The 17,634-nt window shown below is 39.5% G+C and carries 14 protein-coding genes; 8 read left to right on the forward strand and 6 right to left on the reverse strand.

Going from position 1 to position 17,634, the window contains the following annotated elements; genetic code table 11:
• Window positions 1-147: 147 nt before the first annotated feature.
• On the reverse strand, window positions 148-1,641 hold the full coding sequence (gppA, locus tag J5X91_RS09175; protein ID WP_011326842.1) for a guanosine-5'-triphosphate,3'-diphosphate diphosphatase: 1,494 nt from the start codon (window positions 1,639-1,641) through the stop codon (window positions 148-150).
• Between the two features lie 45 nt (window positions 1,642-1,686).
• Window positions 1,687-2,964: an ATP-dependent RNA helicase RhlB gene (gene rhlB, locus J5X91_RS09180; protein WP_041454311.1), complete on the reverse strand. Its 1,278-nt coding sequence runs from the start codon at window positions 2,962-2,964 to the stop codon at window positions 1,687-1,689.
• 91 nt (window positions 2,965-3,055) lie between these two features.
• Between rhlB and trxA the strand changes: the two genes are divergently transcribed.
• Both trxA and rho read left to right on the forward strand, forming a co-directional pair.
• A complete protein-coding gene (gene trxA / locus J5X91_RS09185) occupies window positions 3,056-3,382 on the forward strand; it encodes a thioredoxin TrxA (RefSeq protein WP_011326840.1) in 327 nt (108 codons plus the stop codon).
• 184 nt (window positions 3,383-3,566) lie between these two features.
• Entirely contained in the window at window positions 3,567-4,826 is a 1,260-nt protein-coding gene (rho, locus tag J5X91_RS09190) for a transcription termination factor Rho (protein ID WP_011326839.1), read from the forward strand.
• A gap of 99 nt (window positions 4,827-4,925) precedes the next feature.
• Here rho and J5X91_RS09195 read toward each other — a convergent pair whose 3' ends face one another.
• Window positions 4,926-7,754 carry a tetratricopeptide repeat protein gene (locus tag J5X91_RS09195; protein WP_208834486.1) on the reverse strand — a complete coding sequence of 943 codons (2,829 nt, stop codon included), beginning with the start codon at window positions 7,752-7,754 and terminating at the stop codon, window positions 4,926-4,928.
• A gap of 73 nt (window positions 7,755-7,827) precedes the next feature.
• On the opposite strand from J5X91_RS09195, the gene J5X91_RS09200 reads away from it, so the two are divergent.
• A complete protein-coding gene (locus tag J5X91_RS09200) occupies window positions 7,828-8,412 on the forward strand; it encodes a DNA-J related domain-containing protein (protein WP_208834487.1) in 585 nt (194 codons plus the stop codon).
• 30 nt (window positions 8,413-8,442) lie between these two features.
• Here the strand turns inward: J5X91_RS09200 and dbpA are convergent, their stop codons facing one another.
• Window positions 8,443-9,831 carry an ATP-dependent RNA helicase DbpA gene (gene dbpA, locus J5X91_RS09205; RefSeq protein WP_011326836.1) on the reverse strand — a complete coding sequence of 463 codons (1,389 nt, stop codon included), beginning with the start codon at window positions 9,829-9,831 and terminating at the stop codon, window positions 8,443-8,445.
• 184 nt (window positions 9,832-10,015) lie between these two features.
• Here dbpA and J5X91_RS09210 point away from each other — a divergent pair, with 184 nt between their 5' ends.
• Window positions 10,016-12,091, forward strand: a complete 2,076-nt coding sequence (locus J5X91_RS09210; protein WP_011326835.1) for a TonB-dependent receptor — start codon at window positions 10,016-10,018, stop codon at window positions 12,089-12,091.
• Window positions 12,092-12,179: 88 nt separating this feature from the next.
• On the opposite strand, the gene J5X91_RS09215 is transcribed toward J5X91_RS09210, so the two are convergent.
• Window positions 12,180-13,085 carry a DUF808 domain-containing protein gene (locus J5X91_RS09215; protein ID WP_086997087.1) on the reverse strand — a complete coding sequence of 302 codons (906 nt, stop codon included), beginning with the start codon at window positions 13,083-13,085 and terminating at the stop codon, window positions 12,180-12,182.
• Between the two features lie 140 nt (window positions 13,086-13,225).
• On the opposite strand from J5X91_RS09215, the gene J5X91_RS09220 reads away from it, so the two are divergent.
• From J5X91_RS09220 to J5X91_RS09235, 4 genes are all read left to right on the forward strand, one after another.
• Entirely contained in the window at window positions 13,226-13,507 is a 282-nt protein-coding gene (locus J5X91_RS09220) for an MliC family protein (protein WP_179807249.1), read from the forward strand.
• Window positions 13,508-13,667: 160 nt separating this feature from the next.
• Complete coding sequence (ubiD, locus tag J5X91_RS09225) at window positions 13,668-15,134, forward strand: 4-hydroxy-3-polyprenylbenzoate decarboxylase (RefSeq protein WP_011326832.1); 1,467 nt, start codon at window positions 13,668-13,670, stop codon at window positions 15,132-15,134.
• A 100-nt stretch (window positions 15,135-15,234) separates the two neighbouring features.
• On the forward strand, window positions 15,235-15,948 hold the full coding sequence (gene fre / locus J5X91_RS09230; protein WP_179807250.1) for an NAD(P)H-flavin reductase: 714 nt from the start codon (window positions 15,235-15,237) through the stop codon (window positions 15,946-15,948).
• Window positions 15,949-16,123: 175 nt separating this feature from the next.
• A complete protein-coding gene (locus J5X91_RS09235) occupies window positions 16,124-16,534 on the forward strand; it encodes a CBS domain-containing protein (RefSeq protein ID WP_011326830.1) in 411 nt (136 codons plus the stop codon).
• 96 nt (window positions 16,535-16,630) lie between these two features.
• Here the strand turns inward: J5X91_RS09235 and add are convergent, their stop codons facing one another.
• Window positions 16,631-17,632 carry an adenosine deaminase gene (add, locus tag J5X91_RS09240; protein WP_011326829.1) on the reverse strand — a complete coding sequence of 334 codons (1,002 nt, stop codon included), beginning with the start codon at window positions 17,630-17,632 and terminating at the stop codon, window positions 16,631-16,633.
• Window positions 17,633-17,634 lie beyond the last annotated feature (2 nt).

The following is a 17,634-nucleotide window of genomic DNA, read 5'->3' on the forward strand; positions in this document are numbered from 1 at the left end:
TGCCGTCTCAGTGGGGTCGCATTATAGGGCGCAGCCAGTTTTACGCAAGCGTTTTTTAAAGAAAACTTAAAATAAAACGCTGTTCGCTTGATATTTAAACCAAGTGGTTATTTTAAACACTAAAAAGGCCCTTATGGGCCTGTTTAGTTAATTTACTATGAGCTTCCAGCCAAGTTTCGCTTGCTGCTTAGATTCTTGTTGCAGCTCGCTTGCCATTAATGGATGGTTTTTCAACCAGTCATTTTCAAACTGCAGATTTAAGACATCGTCTTTAACAGTTATCGCAAACTCAGGGAGTACATCATCTTGGCGACGCATACATAAAATGACAGCTATACGTATTAGTCTTACTAAATACTGCGCAAGTACACTATTTGCACCAAGAGAATCAAAATAGCCTTTTTGAAGATCAGAGCGATGCCCTTTAGCTACCGCAACAATGACTTTATGCTCTGACTGCGAAAAACCTGGCATTTCAGTATTTTTTAAAATATAAGCACTGTGTTTGTGATACTGCTTATACTCTATCAATAAACCAATTTCATGAAGCTGTGCAACTGCCGTTAATAAAGGCAACCCATTAAGTGCTTTTATTGGCCAGCTTTCATTTACTTCTGATGCTAAGTTTAATACGAGACTGGCGACGCGGCTAGCTTGCTTTTGATCAACATGGTAACGATCGATAAAGCCATCGATTGTACGTTTACGAATATCGCTATTATGCAGCTCTGGTAGCATGCTGTATAAAACACCCTCACGCAGTGCTCCACCTGCTAATCCCATTTTTTCGATCTCGAGCGATTCAAATAATGCAATTAAAATGGCAAGCCCTGATACAAATACTAAACGGCGATCTTCACTTAGCCCTGGTAGGTCTAATGCGGCAATCGTTTTATAAGCGATTGATTGCTTTTTGATAGTGTAGAGTTTTTCAAGGGTTAATAGCTCATCTAGGTTTTGCGCTATCATGATTTCTTGAATTGCTTGTACTGTACCCGAAGCACCTGAGGCTATTTGCCAGCCTTTAACTTTATACTCTGATGCAATTTCATCAATGACAGTACGTGCGGCTTTTATTGCGGTGTTAAAGTTTGCATTGCTTAATTTGCAATCTTTAAAATAGCGCTCTAGGTAGGTAACACACCCGATGTTCAGGCTTTTGTAAAGTAATGCATCAAAGTTCTTACCAATAATCACTTCAGTGCTAGCACCACCAATATCGATAACAAGCTGACTACCGGTACAAGATGAGGTATGAGCAACGCCTTTATATATAGTGCGCGCTTCTAGTTCGCCGCTAATGACATTAACTTTATGACCGAGGATTTTTTCTGCTTGCGCTTTAAATACATCAGCATTACTAGCTAAACGTAATGTGGCGGTGGCAACTATAGTGATGTTTTGTTTAGGGATGTCTTGTAAGCGCTCAGCAAATAACGCTAGGCACTCCCATCCTCTATGCATTGCTTCTGAGCTTAATACATTGTCTATATCAAGCCCTGCAGCTAACCTTACTTTGCGTTTAACACGACCTATGGTTTGCAGGCCGCCAGCTATTGATTTAGCAATAAGCATATGAAAGCTATTTGAACCTAAATCAATAACTGCATATACATTTTTTTGCGGTTTAAGTTGCCCCACCGTTCAAAAACCTCTAATTACTATTACAGTTAAACTAACGGTCGTTTATGACCGTCCTTTTTGATAACTATTATTTGGGCGACGTCCGCTGTTGTTACTGCGATTACGTGGGCCTGTAGAAAAGTTACGCTTTCTATGAATAGTAGGTTTAGTTAAATCATCCAGCAATGCTGTTTTATCGTAATGTGATAAAGGAATACTGTGATCTATATACTCTTCAATTTCATGCAAGTTATAAGCATATTGTTCACATGCAAAACTAATAGCGTGACCAGACGCGCCAGCGCGGGCTGTACGGCCAATACGGTGTACGTAATCTTCGCAATCATCTGGTAAATCAAAATTAAATACATGGCTTACTTCAGGAATATGTAGACCACGTGCTGCAACATCTGTTGCCACTAAAAAGTCTAAGTCGCCTTTACTAAACTCAGCTAAAATTGATTGACGTTTTTTCTGATTTACGTCACCGGTAAGCATGCCAACCCGATGTCCATCGGCTTTTAACCAGGCATATACGGTTTCACAACTATGCTTAGTGTTAGCAAAGATAATGGCTTTTTCAGGCCACTCTTCTTCAATTAACGTCAGCAGCAGCTTAATTTTATCTTCTTGTGAAGGATGAAATAGCTCTTCTTGAATGCGTTTACCGGTTTTTACGTCTGGTTCAATTTGTACGTGCTCAGGATTGGTCATATGTTCAAACGCAAGTTCTTGTACACGATACGATAGCGTTGCAGAGAATAATAAATTTAAACGCTTTGATGTATCTGGCATACGGTGGAACATATAACGAATATCTTTGATAAAGCCCAAATCAAACATACGATCTGCTTCGTCAAGCACGACTACCTCAATTTCATTAAGGGTGTAACAGCCTTGCTTATACAGATCAATTAAACGACCTGTAGTACCAATTAAAATATCAACGCCTTTTTCTAGTTGTGCACGTTGTTTTTCGTAATCTTCGCCACCATATACTAAACCTAAGTTAAGATTACAGTGCGGCGCTAAAATTTTTGCATCTTTGTGTATCTGAATCGCCAGCTCCCTTGTAGGGGCCATGATCAGGGCTCTTGGATGTTTACTAGGGGCTTTGCTAGATTGTAATAACCGATGGCACGTGGCAGTTAAAAACGCCAACGTTTTGCCTGTACCTGTTTGTGCTTGGCCTGCGATATCGCGACCCTCACAAATAAAAGGTAGGCATTTAGCTTGAATGGGTGTGCAATATTCAAACCCACTTTCGGTTAAACCGGCAACCACTTCCGGTGCAATAGCAAAGTCTGAAAACTTTTTATCGGTCAAATGTGTCTTAGTCATAGCGTTTAAGCATAACGTTTAAACTTGCAATAAGAAACAAGAGTGTTTAAATACGCACTAAATATTTCGCCTAACTAAACCGGAGAGCGCAATGAGCGAGAAAATAATCCAAATTACTGACGATAGCTTTGAAGCTGACGTATTACAATCAGACAAGCCTGTACTAGTAGACTTTTGGGCTGAGTGGTGCGGACCTTGTAAAATGATCGCCCCTATCCTTAGTGAAGTTGCTGAGGAATTTGATGGTCGCGTTACCATAGCTAAACTTAATATCGATCAAAATGCGGGTACACCGCCTAAATTTGGTATTCGTGGTATCCCTACATTACTTCTTTTTAAAGATGGCCAAGTTGCTGCAACTAAAGTTGGCGCACTTTCAAAAACTCAATTAATCGAGTTTTTAGAAAACAATCTTTAAATTTAAACAATAAAAAGGGCTTAATGCCCTTTTTTTATTATTTTTTTGTATAAACACTGGACGCTGTGTCAATGAGCTGCTAGTTTATAAAGCCAACTAATCCTTAGTTATATTCAACAAACCTCACTCAACGATCAAACAAAGCGATTTTGAGTATGACAACTGTAATAAAGAACCCACCAATATGCATTTACGCGAACTAAAAGACAAATCTATAAAAGAGCTTGTAGACTTAGCTGAGTCCATGGGGCTCGAAAACGTAGCCCGCTTAAGAAAGCAAGATATCATTTTTGCTATTTTAAAATCACATGCCAAAGGCGGAGAGAATATCTTCGGTGGCGGTGTATTAGAGATTTTGCAAGATGGTTTTGGCTTTTTAAGATCATCAGAAGCCTCTTACTTAGCTGGCCCAGATGACATTTATGTTTCACCTAGCCAGATTCGCCGTTTTAGTATGCGTACTGGCGATTCAATCTCAGGCCTTATTCGTCCACCTAAAGACGGTGAGCGTTACTTTGCTTTACTTAAAGTAAATGAAGTTAACTTTGATAAACCTGAAAACTCTCGCACTAAAATTCTTTTTGAAAACCTAACACCACTGCATGCAAACGAACGTTTTCGTATGGAACGCGGTAACGGTAGTAAAGAAGATATTACAGCCCGAGTACTTGATTTAGCCTCTCCTATTGGTCGTGGTCAACGTGGTTTATTAGTAGCACCGCCAAAAGCGGGTAAAACCATGCTACTACAAAATATTGCGCAATCGATTACTCACAATCACCCAGATGCAACATTAATGGTATTACTAATTGATGAGCGTCCGGAAGAAGTAACCGAAATGCAGCGTCTTGTAAAAGGCGAAGTAATTGCATCAACATTTGATGAACCTGCTTCTCGCCACGTACAAGTAGCCGAAATGGTTATCGAAAAAGCAAAACGTTTAGTAGAGCATAAAAAAGATGTTGTTATCTTACTTGACTCAATCACACGTTTAGCCCGTGCTTACAACACCGTTATTCCATCATCTGGTAAAGTACTTACCGGTGGTGTTGATGCAAACGCACTCCATAAACCGAAACGTTTTTTTGGTGCTGCACGTAATGTTGAAGAAGGCGGCAGCTTAACAATTATTGCTACTGCGCTTATTGATACCGGCTCTAAAATGGATGAAGTTATCTACGAAGAGTTTAAAGGTACTGGTAACATGGAACTACATCTTAACCGTAAAATTGCGGAACGACGTGTATTCCCAGCTATCGACTTTAACCGTTCAGGCACTCGTCGTGAAGAGTTACTCACAAAACCAGATGAGCTACAAAAGCTGTGGATTTTGCGTAAAATTGTTCATGACATGTCAGAAATTGACGCAATGGAATTTTTAATTGATAAATTATCGATGAGCAAAACCAACGATGAGTTTTTTGATTCGATGAAACGCCAGTAATTCCATATAAGTTTTAAAGCTTATAAAAAAACGCCTAACAATTGAATATCAATTATTAGGCGTTTTTATTTGCCTGCAAAAAAGTAGCGCTGTACCGCTTTAACCATGCTCTTTGTAGTGCAAAAATAAGGCTTGTAGTTTATCAACTAACACTGCAATATTTTGTACTTCTTCTGGGCTTTTACACGCATCATCTAACGCTTTTGCAGCGTCTGCAATATCGCACAACTTAAACATTTGTGCTGCCCCTAAAATACGATGGCTATCTTTTTGTAACGCAACAAAGTCGCCACTATTAAAGTGCTGGCTAATTAACTCACTTTCTATTGATAAGCTTTGTTTGAAACTAGTCACTAAGTCACTCATATCTATATTTACGCTTGTGCTGTTTTGCTCATTTTTTATTGATGCGAGATGCTCAGCTATAGTGCTATAAAACTTCTCTTTATCAATTGGTTTAGCTAAGTAATCAGTAAAACCAAGTGCTAAATACTGCTCGATCTCATGGCTCATTGCATTGGCCGTTAAGGCAAATATTGGCTGCTCATAACCGCACTGCCTGAGCAACTCAAAAGCAGTAATGCCATCCATAATAGGCATTTGAATGTCCAACAGCACAAAATCAGGATACTCTTTTAAACATTGCTCTACAGCTTGCTCGCCATTTTCAACTGCAATAACGTCAAGCCCCATGGCGCGTAAATAACGGCTTATTAATCTGCGATTATCGTCATGATCCTCAGCAAGTAACACTTTAGCGCTTAGCGCTTTATAGCCACCATTTATATTGTCTTTAGCTGTAACTGCACATTCGCTTTTATCTACTGGTACGCACGGTACAAAGAATGAGAATTGACTGCCTTTTTTAAATTCGCTTTGCACACTAATATATCCCCCCATCATGGCAGCTAGTTGTTGTGACAAACTAAGTCCCAAACCAGTACCACCAAAACGACGGCTAATACTATTATCTGCTTGGCTAAAACATTCAAAAATAAGCTTTAGCTGCGCTGTATTCATACCTATTCCGGTATCTTTTACCGTAAGCACTAGCCCTTGCTCGGTATTATTGGCCACAATCGTAACTTGGCCACTGTGAGTAAACTTAATTGCATTAGCACACAGGTTTATTAATATTTGCTTTACTCGGGTTAAATCAAGCCTGGTATACAGTTCATTACCGAGTTGGTTGTCAAATACCAAGGATAAGTTTTTGGCTTTTGCTTGTACGCTAAACATCCCATGTATGTCATTCAGCACTTGTACAATATCAAAACAAGAAATAGACAGCTCCAATCTGTTTGCTTCTATTTTACTTAAATCGAGCACATCATTAATTAAACTTTTTAAATGCTCGCTTTGACGCTGAATAACTTTGAGCTCATCTTGTAACTGCTCAGGATCATACAAACCATTAATTAAGTCGTCGGTTTGGCTTAAAATAGCGGTGAGTGGGGTGCGAATTTCATGGCTTATATTTGCTAAAAACTGACTTTTAACATCGTTTGCTTCGCGCAGCTCTTGCGCCACACTTTGTAATTCTAACGTGCGTTGCTCTACTTGCTCTGTTAGTTGTAATTTTGCATTACTTTCTATTCTGCGACGGTAAATTGCTATTACTGTAATTAAAATAAGGATTGCTACAATGCCAAGCAGAATAGTTAACTGTGAACGTTTAGATATTTCCAGTTGTTGTAAGTGTTGTTGTTGTTTTAGCTGTTTAATTTCTTGGTTTAGTTTATCTGCTTCAAATTGAGTTTGAAAAATACTAACTGCCTTTGAAGCCTCTTCTGTATTTATACTACGTTGATAGTCAACATACTGCTGATGCAATTGCAGCGCTTGTTTAAAGTCGCCTAAGCTTGAGTAAATCAAAGCCTCAATACCTAAGCCGTCTTTAATGCGCATGCCATTTTTATATTCTTTTGCTAATGCAATTGAGTGCTCTGACGTTGTTTTTGCATTTTCAATATTGCCCTGAGCAAACTGCGCAGTGGCAAGCACATGCAGTGCCGCCGCTAATAACGATTTATTCCCTGCATCAAGTGCAAATTGCTGCGCCGCCTTTGCATGATACAAGGCCACATCAAATTTATTTAAGTGCAGATTAATACTCGCTAAATTAGCGTGCTTAGTAGAGAGTTGGAATGCATTATTTATGCTCTGATAGTAACGCAGTGCCAGCTGATTATAATGCAGTGCCAACTGGTATTGCTTTGACTCAGTATAGGCTACTCCCATATTGCCATAGACTTGAGCTACACCATCTTCATCACCAAGTTGTTGAAATACCTTTAATACCTCACGATACATTTCAAGTGCTGATTCGTAACGAGAAAGGCGAATATATATCCCGGCAATATTGTGCAAAATATCGGCTTTGTCTTGCGCACTGCCCTCTTTTTCGTAGATCAGTTTTGCTTGCTGATAATAATCTAGTGCTAATTCCATGTTATACATATCAAAATAAGCCAAGCCTATATTACTTAATAAATTGGCTTGTTTTAATGAGCCTTTTAAACGTATGGCTAACCCTAAAGCCCGGCTATAATCAACCACAGCTTGTTGTACAAACCCTTGATAATACAACACCACACCTTGCATTTTTATTGCTCTAAAATACAGATCGGGCAACTCATTAAAGGTGATGCTACTCTCTAATAACTTATAATACTCTAAGGCATGGGGAAGGTCGTTGGCATTAAAGGCAAGTTCAGCTAAGTCGCTATATATAGCAATGCGCTGTTGGTGTGGTAAGTTTTTTTTAGTTAACAGTGTAGAGGCAAAGCTTTGTTTATCTGACCAACTTTCAGCAGACTTAAATTGTTCAAATAAGTCGGCTGGTGTAACAGAAAAACTCAATGTAGAAAAAATGCTGCATACAGCCATAAAGCCAACAAAAAAGAAGCGTTGTAACCAACCCTGCATAATTACATCCTTGAAACTTTTGTAGCCACTATGATAATTTACACAAGATACACTAATAACTAGATTGTAAACAATGCTTAACCCACTGATAGATGAGATTTTTGAGTTACTTTTGCAAAAGAAAGTATGGATGGTACATACTTTAGCAGCAGAATTACAACAACGTAAAATGATTAACACGCTTGATGTTGCCCCTGATCGTGATTTATTCAAACGTAACTTTTTAATTATGAACGCGCTTTATCAGCTACAGCAGCAAATTATGCCTAAGCAGCAACTCCTTATTAGTGGTTTACAAATACAATTTATTACCACAGCCAGTAACACTCTCATAAAAAACACCGATCCGCTACGAGACTACTACCTTGATTGGCAAAACTTTGAAACCTCTAGCGCCGAAATCGATACTCTTTTAACCCAGTTTTGGCAGCGTTTTACCAAACACAGTAAATCTGCACAAATAATAGATCTAGACACTCATAAACAGCTATTAATAAAGTGGCAACTATCTCAGCAAAGCACGCTAAAAGAAGTACAAAAGCGTTGGCGGCAACTGGCGTTACAGTGTCACCCTGATAAAGCAGTTGGTAATGCAGAAAAATTTAAACAGTTAAAGGGTGAATATGAGCAGCTTAGGGCAAGCTGCTCAGTAGATTAGTAATTATTGAATTAGTTATTCAATACACTATTAGCACGTAAGGCGACGAGCGCGTATTTTACGGCCTTTAATATTGCCTTCGGTTAATTTACGCAGTGCCGGTTTTGAAGAATTACGCTCTACGGCAACAAACGCAACGTTGTCGAGTACGTTTATTTTACCAACTTGACGCCCCGCAATACCGTCTTTACCGGTAAGTGCACCTAAAATATCACCTGCGCGTACTTTTTGCTTTTTACCAGAATCAAGCATTAAGGTTACCATTTCTGGTTTGTATGGTGGCTTTTCTAATAAGCTAAACGATGGCATTGGCTCTGGGATCACATCGCGCTCATAATGGTCACCAATTTGTGCAATTTTAAATGCTTCTGCCTCACCATAAATAGAGCATGCAATACCCTTTTTACCCGCTCGACCGGTACGACCAATACGATGCACATGTGTTTGTGTGTCGTGAGCTAAGTGATAGTTAATCACCATATCCATATCGTCAATGTCTAAACCACGCGCGGCCACATCGGTTGCCACTAGTATTGATGCACTTTTATTAGAAAAATGAATTAACGTACGCTCACGATCACGCTGCTCTAAATCACCATGTAAAGATACCGCACTAAAGCCTTCATCAACTAAATCATCACACAATTGCTGTGTTTCTACTTTAGTATTACAAAACACGACACAGCTTTGCGGGGTAAATTTAAGCAGCAATAATTTAAGTGTTGGGTAACGTTGTTTATTGTTATCCATTTTATAGAAGTATTGCTTAATAGTGCTTTTAGCTTGCTCTTCTTCTACCTTAACCATTACTGGATTGCTAAGCACACGCTTTGCAACAGCTTCTATTGCACGTGGAAACGTAGCGCTAAATAGTAATGTTTGGCGGTTAGTGGGAATACGCTCAATAATTGCATCTAAGGTATCTTGAAAACCCATATCTAGCATTTGGTCGGCTTCATCTAGTACGAGCGTTTCTACATCATCTAAACGCAAAGTACCTTTACGAATATGATCGTCAACTCGCCCCGGTGTACCAACAATAATATGTGCGCCATGTTCAAGTGAGCCAATTTGTGGACCAATTGATACACCACCACATAAAGTAAGTATTTTAATATTATGGATGCCACGCGCTAATTTGCGCATTTCTACAGCTACTTGCTCTGCCAACTCACGTGTTGGGCACAATACTAAAGATTGAATACGAAAACGTTTTACGTTTAATTTAGCCAATACGCCTAAGCTAAACGCCGCAGTTTTACCTGACCCCGTTTTTGCTTGAGCAATAATGTCTTTTCCAGCCAGTACTGGCGGTAAACTTTGCGCCTGAACAGGTGTCATGTGGGTGTAGCCGAGTGTTGATAAGTTATCAACTAACCCAGAAGGTAAAGCCAAAGATGAAAAAGCAGTTGTGGTCACAGTAAATCCCAATACAAAAAAATAACATGGGGAAAAGCCCCACTCAATATGCTGCTAATAATAGCAGAATTCCTAATTGGCAACCATTAAGCATTATAAAAAAACACACTAAAAGGCATTGCAAATGATACTGGTTTTCATTAAGATTAACTCAGCATTAATACTATCAACCCGGAAACAACTAATGAAACTAAGCCCACTTTTTATCGCACTGCTAGCAAGTACTACTGCGAGTGTTTATGCAAACGCAACAGATATAGAACATATAGAAGTAAAAGGAAGTTATTTTAATGACTATAAAGTAGACAATGCTAATGGCGCAATGAGAACGTCAGCTTCGTTACTTGATACCGCACAGTCGGTTACCGTTATTACCGACACCATAGTAAATGAACAACTCGCAACTACGTTAGGTGAAGTACTTACTAACGATGCCAGCTTAACGCCAGGTTCAAAGCAACGTAACCGTGAAGTATTTAATTTACGTGGGTTTGAACTGAGTTCATCTACAGGTTACTTGCGTGACGGCCATCAGCACTGGTCGCACTACCAACAACCTATCGAAATATTACAACAAGTTGAAGTTATTAAAGGCCCATCAAGTATTTTATATGGCCAATCGGGTCCTGGTGGCTTGGTTAATATGGTCACTAAAAAACCCACGTCACAAACATTATTTAAAGCCAGTGCCGATGTTGATCAACATGGTTCAACTCGCTTTATGCTGGATGCGGGCGGTGCACTTACTGAGTCGGAAGATTTACGTGCTCGCGGTATTTTAGTAAAGCAAGATGTTGATTATTGGCGTGAATACCAAAATGGTGAAAACCGTGAACGCGATCGCTTTTTAGGTGCATTAATTGTTGATTACGATATTAGCGATAACGCCTTAGTACGCGTACATTACGACCGCACAGATGACGAAGCCGGTTTAGATACGGGTGCCTGGATTGATAGTAATGCCAATGTAATTGGCGACGATAAAACAATTCGCGATATGTCTTGGGCGTTTACAGATATAACGGTAGAAAACCTAGGTGTTGACCTAGAAGTGTTTTTAACCGAAAACTGGCAAGTAAAACTTGGTTACAACGAGCAAACATTTGAGCGTCAACGCTTTGAGTCAGCACCTCGTAAACCAAGTAACTTTATCGAAGGTGATAGCTACGCGTCACGCCCTTACGATCGTTTTGATGATTGGCAGTTTAAAACCGCCTTTGTTGACTTTATTGGTGAATTTGAAACCTTTGGTATTCAGCACCAATTTTTAATTGGCGCAAATTCGCTTGATTATTATTATGGCCAATTAAAAACTAATGCCGAATCATTTGACTTTAGCGCCGGGCAAAACGAACCATTTCGCCCAGCTATAAGCTATAAAACAGATGACACTGTTAGCTCATCTGCTTATGACTATTACGGTATTTACATGCAAGATCTCATTTCGTTCTCACCAGAATGGCAGTTATCTTTAGGCGGTCGTTACGACAAGCAAAGTAAAGAAAATAGTAATAATGAATCGTTTGTTCCTAAAGTGGGTGTGCTATATCACCCTAATGCCTCGGCCACTATTTACGCTAGTTACTCTGAAGGTTTTGAGCCGCAAAACGAAACGCTAGTAAATACAAACGATGTTAATAATGGCATGAAGCTCGATGCGATTACCTCTGAGCAAAAAGAAATTGGTATTAAATGGCAGCTGTTTGACGATCGATTAATGCTCAGTGGCGCATTATTTGATATTAGCAAAACAGGCACTTTAGTGAGCGAAGATCTTGTAAACCCTGTTGATAATATAACCAGCATCACTACTCAAGCTGGCGAGCAGCGCCATAAAGGCTTTGAATTAGCGGCGCAAGGTGCAGCAACTGATCGCTTATTTGTAATGGCATCAACTATGTACTTAGATGCCAACTACGAGCGCGACGCAACATTGCAAGGTAAGCGCCCTACCGATGCCCCTAAATGGTCTGCATCACTTTGGACTCGTTACGAATTAAACGACGTAATTGCATTAAACGCAGGTGCATTTTACGAAGGCGAACGCTTTGCCGACAATGCCAATACCGTTACTAAAGATGCCTACACCCGCGTAGATGTGGGTGCAACGTATAAAATAAACTTAAACAATACCGACGTTAACTTACGCCTAAATATTGAAAACTTATTTGATACAAACTACCTAGCAGGCGGTGGTTTAAATAATGTAACCATAGGTGAAGGCGCGAGCGTACGCTTAGCAGCACAATTTAGCTTTTAATTAATACAGCCCATACACATTTAACTGTATGGGCTTATTTAACTATACGGTTGTTAAACAGGCAATAATTGTAAGGTGTGAATTAGCGCTATTTTTTGAATATTTTTAAATAAGCTAAATGTACAAGCACAACAACTAAGCCTGCTATAACACCTAATAAGCCATCAAATATAAGTGGTGCCAGCACTTCACCTGTAGTACCTACAATTGTTTGCCCATAATTGGTTACCGCTATTTGAATATGATGCAAAGCTTTAATGCCATGCACTAAAATGCCGCCGCCCACTAAAAACATTGCAACTGTACCCGCAAATGCTAAAAACTGCATAAGCCGTGGTGCTGCCGCTAACAACCCTTTGCCTAGTATTTCTTTAAATTTATTAGCCGATAGCTTAGATTGATTAAGTAAATATAGACCTGCATCATCAAGCTTCACAATTCCTGCAACTAAGCCATAAACGCCAATAGTCATAATTATGGCAATAACACACAATACCAATGCCTGATTTATTAATGTAGCAGCTGCAACTGTGCCAAGCGTAATTACTATGATCTCAGCAGAAAGTATAAAGTCGGTTCTAATCGCACCTTTAACTTTTTGCTTCTCGTATTCTACTAGGTCTAATTTGTCGCCCTCACTTTCGCTTTTATCATCATGAGGCAAAAACTTGGCAAATACTTTTTCTGCGCCCTCAAAACATAAAAATAATCCACCTAACATTAATAAAGGCGTAATTAACCAAGGTAACCACACACTTATTAATAACGCCGCAGGTACTAATATTGCTTTATTTAAAAACGATCCTTTTGCTACCGCCCACACCACAGGTAGCTCACGCTCTGCAGCTACACCGGTAACTTGTTGAGCATTAAGCGCTAAGTCATCACCTAATACACCCGCTGTTTTTTTTGTAGCAACTTTACTCATAGTTGCAATGTCATCTAGTAGCACAGTAATGTCGTCTAATAAGGTTAAAAGATTAGTACCTGCCATATAAATACCTAGCTTAAAAATAATATTATTAACATAACTTAAAGCCGCATTTTCACCAACGGTTAATTTTGCTTTGCTATGCTGATTAAAATTAATACGCAAATATCGATAATTACTTGCTGTTTGCACTGGAGATATAAATGAAAGCGCTGCTGATAATCGCATTAAGTGTATTAGGCTTATCTGCTTGTAATGAGCCCACAATTAACACTCGTTATCTATGTAATCAAAAAGAAGCCACGCTTAGCGTTATCAATGAGCAAACAGCAGCACTAACACTTAATAATAATACTTATCAACTTAGCCGAGAAAAAAGCGCCTCAGGTAATAAATACATAAATAAAAATGTGTTGTTTTGGAGTAAAGATAGCGAAGCCATGCTTATTATTGAAGGGACAAAATACCACTGCCTACAACAGTAGGTAGTACAATAAAACTAATAAAATTAAACCGTGATAAAGCAAGTTTAGTGATACAAAGTAACTGTATTTTTCCAAGTGCTAATAGCTAAGTAACTGAGCATGCAATTTTACGTTACTTGGGTATAATACTTTTAACTTTATTGCTTAATAGCGGCCCACAATGAAATACAAAGATCTTCGTGATTTTATCGATTTACTTGAAAAAAGAGGTGAGCTTAAACGCATCACTCAAGAAATCGACCCGTATCTTGAAATGACCGAAATAGCCGACCGTACATTACGTGCTAAAGGCCCTGCGTTATTATTTGAAAACCCTAAAGGTTACGATATTCCGGTATTGGCTAACTTATTTGGCACACCCAAGCGTGTTGCCATGGGTATGGGCCAAGAAGATGTAAGCGAATTACGTGAAGTTGGCAAGCTTTTGGCTTTTTTAAAAGAACCAGAGCCACCAAAAGGCATTAAAGAAGCGCTAGGGCAAATACCTGTTTATAAACAAGTGCTTAATATGCCAGCAAAAGAAGTAAAAAAAGCCCCCTGCCAAGAAGTTATTTTACAAGGTGATGAGGTCGATTTAACTAAGCTGCCTATTCAACATTGCTGGCCAGGTGATGCTGCACCGTTAATTACTTGGGGCCTTACCGTTACTAAAGGGCCTTATAAAAAGCGCCAAAATTTAGGAATATACCGCCAACAACTGTTAGGCAAAAATAAAATTATTATGCGCTGGTTGTCTCACCGTGGCGGCGCGCTTGATTTTCAAGAATGGTGTAAAGAAAATCCAGGCCAACCGTACCCGGTATCTGTGGCATTGGGCGCCGATCCGGCGACTATATTAGGTGCAGTAACCCCTGTACCCGACACATTAAGCGAGTACGCTTTTGCAGGCTTACTGCGCGGCAGTAAAACTGAAGTAGTTAAATCAATATCAAACGATTTACAAGTACCCGCAAGCGCCGAAATAGTACTTGAAGGCTACATAATGCCAGGTGAAATGGCACCTGAAGGTCCGTATGGCGATCACACTGGATATTATAACGAAGTTGATGACTTTCCGGTGATGACAGTAACCCATATGACCCACCGTAAAAACCCTATTTACCACAGTACCTTTACCGGCCGCCCGCCTGATGAGCCTGCTATTTTAGGGGTGGCATTAAACGAAGTATTTGTACCTATTTTACAAAAACAATTCCCTGAAATTGTTGATTTTTACTTGCCACCAGAAGGCTGCTCGTACCGCATGGCTATTGTTACCATGAAAAAACAATATCCTGGTCATGCAAAACGCGTAATGATGGGAGTGTGGTCTTACTTACGTCAATTTATGTATACCAAGTTTGTTATTGTGTGCGATGACGATATTAACGCCCGAGATTGGGAAGATGTTATTTGGGCAATTACTACGCGTATGGACCCCGCTCGCGACACCACTTTAATAGAAAATACACCAATTGATTATTTAGATTTTGCGTCACCGGTTTCTGGCCTTGGCTCTAAAATGGGTATGGATGCAACGAACAAATGGCCTGGCGAAACAAACCGTGAATGGGGCGAGCCGATTGAGATGGATAAAGCCACCAAAGATCGCGTAGACGACATTTGGCAGAGCCTCAACATTCTCTAATATCCTAGACCAATAGGCTATAAAACAACCCTGCAGATATGCTAGAATCAACACATTCTATTGCGTATCTGCTATGAAAAGCGCTGCTAAAAGGTAAAAAATGCAAACATTAAAAGCTGAAGTTGTTGCTATCAGCCCACTTACAGAATTTGTTCATAAAGTAATTTTAAAACCACAACAACCGGTTTCGTTTGAAGCAGGCCAATACATGCATCTTGTATTGAGCGAAAATGACAAGCGTGCATTTTCGATTGCCAGCCGCCCTTCACAATGCGATCAAATAGAGTTACATATTGGCGCTTCGGGAACCGATACATATGCAATGCAGTCGCTTGAACATTTACGCAATGCACTTAACGAAAAGCAGCTAATAGAGATAGAAGCAGGCTTAGGTATATCGCAACTTCGTTTACAGTGTGAACGTCCAATTATTTTACTTGCTGGCGGTACTGGGTTTTCATATGCAAAATCAATGGCTGATCACCTAGCTGAAATTAGCTGCGACCGCCCGGTATTATTATACTGGGGCGTAAGAGAAGAATCGGCACTTTATGCACACCGCGAAATGCAAGTGTGGGCCGATAGCCACAAAAACTTTCAGTTTATTCCGGTAGTAGAAAACCCATCGGCTGATTGGCAAGGACATACCGGTTATGTACACAAAGCCGTAATGCAAGATATAGTATCGCTAGCGCCTTACGATATTTACATGGCTGGACGTTTTGACATGATAGGCATAGTTCGTGACGATTTTATTGCTCATGGTGCTATTCGCGAAAACATGTACGCAGATGCGTTTGCATTTATTAAATAATTGCACTTAACGCTCTCATTTCAAATATTAAGGCATCTAAATAGGTGCCTTAATTGTTTTTATAACAATAAATAATTAATAGTTAAAATCTATCAACATCATCAACATAAACAATTTCCTAAAAGTCGATCTATAAACCATACTTTGTATAGAACATTCAGCGGGAGAGACCCATATGCTAAATACAAAAGTAAAAGACTTTATGCAACACAAGTTGCCAAACATTACCCCAGATACCGAAATGACCACTGCCATTGCAGAGCTGCAAAAATTTAAATTACTTGGTGCCCCAGTATTCGATAGCAATAAATTTTTAGTTGGCTTTATCTCTGAGCAAGAGCTGCTTAAACCACTCATGCAAAGCAGTTATTTTTGTGATGGGGTGGTGAAAGTATCGCAACTAATGCAAACAGAAGTCGTGACTGTAAATGGCGACACCAACATTATTGAACTTGCTGAGCAAATGAGACCCGGTAAACCGAAAAATTACCCTGTGGTTGACGGCGAAAAAGTAATAGGAATGATCAGCAGAGCCGATATTCTCAAAGCCCTTTACGATAACTACCTAGCTTGTCAAACACACTAAAAACACTAATTTATAAATACTTCACCTGAACTCTGGTTGCTTAGATACAAAAATGCCGCTATTAATAGCGGCATTTTTTATACTAATAATATTAAATTAGCGCGTACTTGCCATTGTTAGCAGTGCTTTTTTATCGCTGTAACTTAAGTAGGCTATTTCAAGCGCATTAGCTTGCGCTTTTTCTATATCGGCTTGTGATAAACCAGCTTGTGGCGCTGCCACTAAGTATTCGTGTTCAATTTCAATACCTTCAACCGCTGGATCATCGGTATTAATACAAGCCAAAATACCATGATCTAAAAACTGTTTTAGCGGATGCTGAGCTAAATCATTTACGGTACTGGTTTGTATATTACTAGTTAAGCACGACTCAATACCAATACGCTTATCGCGCAGATAGTTCATTAATTCAATATCTTCAATTGCTTTAACGCCATGGCCTATACGGCTCGCACCTAGCTCGTTAATTGCTTGCCAAATACTTGGTGCACCTAGTGCTTCACCGGCATGAATTGTTGCTGCTAAGTATGCGTCGTGTACTTGCTTAAAATGCTCTACAAATAACTCACCCGGAAAACCAATTTCATCACCGGCTAAATCTACAGCCACTAAATCGTCTTTAAAAGCGAGTAAGGCATCAAGCTCTTGTTGGCAAACTTTTACGCCATAAGTGCGTGATAAAATACCAATTAAATTAGCTTTTACATTAGCGCCTTTGGTTGCCGACTTAATGCCATCAATTACCGCCTCAACCACACCTTGAGGGTGTAAACCTTGGCTTTGTGCCATGTAGTAAGGGCTAAAGCGCAGCTCAACATAATCAAGCCCTTGGGCTTGTGCATCTTCAATATTTTCAATCGCTATACGTCTACAAGCATCGTAGTCACCTAATACAGTTACACCCCAATCTAATTTTTGTAAAAATGCCATCAGGTTTGGCTCAGGATCAATGACTTGTACATGAGGGATAAGTGCTGCAACGTTATCAGCAGGCAAAGTTATATTAAACTGACGACCAAGTTCTAATATGGTTTGCGCTCGTACATTACCATCTAAATGGCGATGAATATCTAGCAAAGGTAGTTTTCTATTGATCATAG

Origin of the sequence: Pseudoalteromonas sp. K222D, assembly GCF_017653575.1 — a bacterium.
Lineage (GTDB): Bacteria > Pseudomonadota > Gammaproteobacteria > Enterobacterales > Alteromonadaceae > Pseudoalteromonas > Pseudoalteromonas nigrifaciens.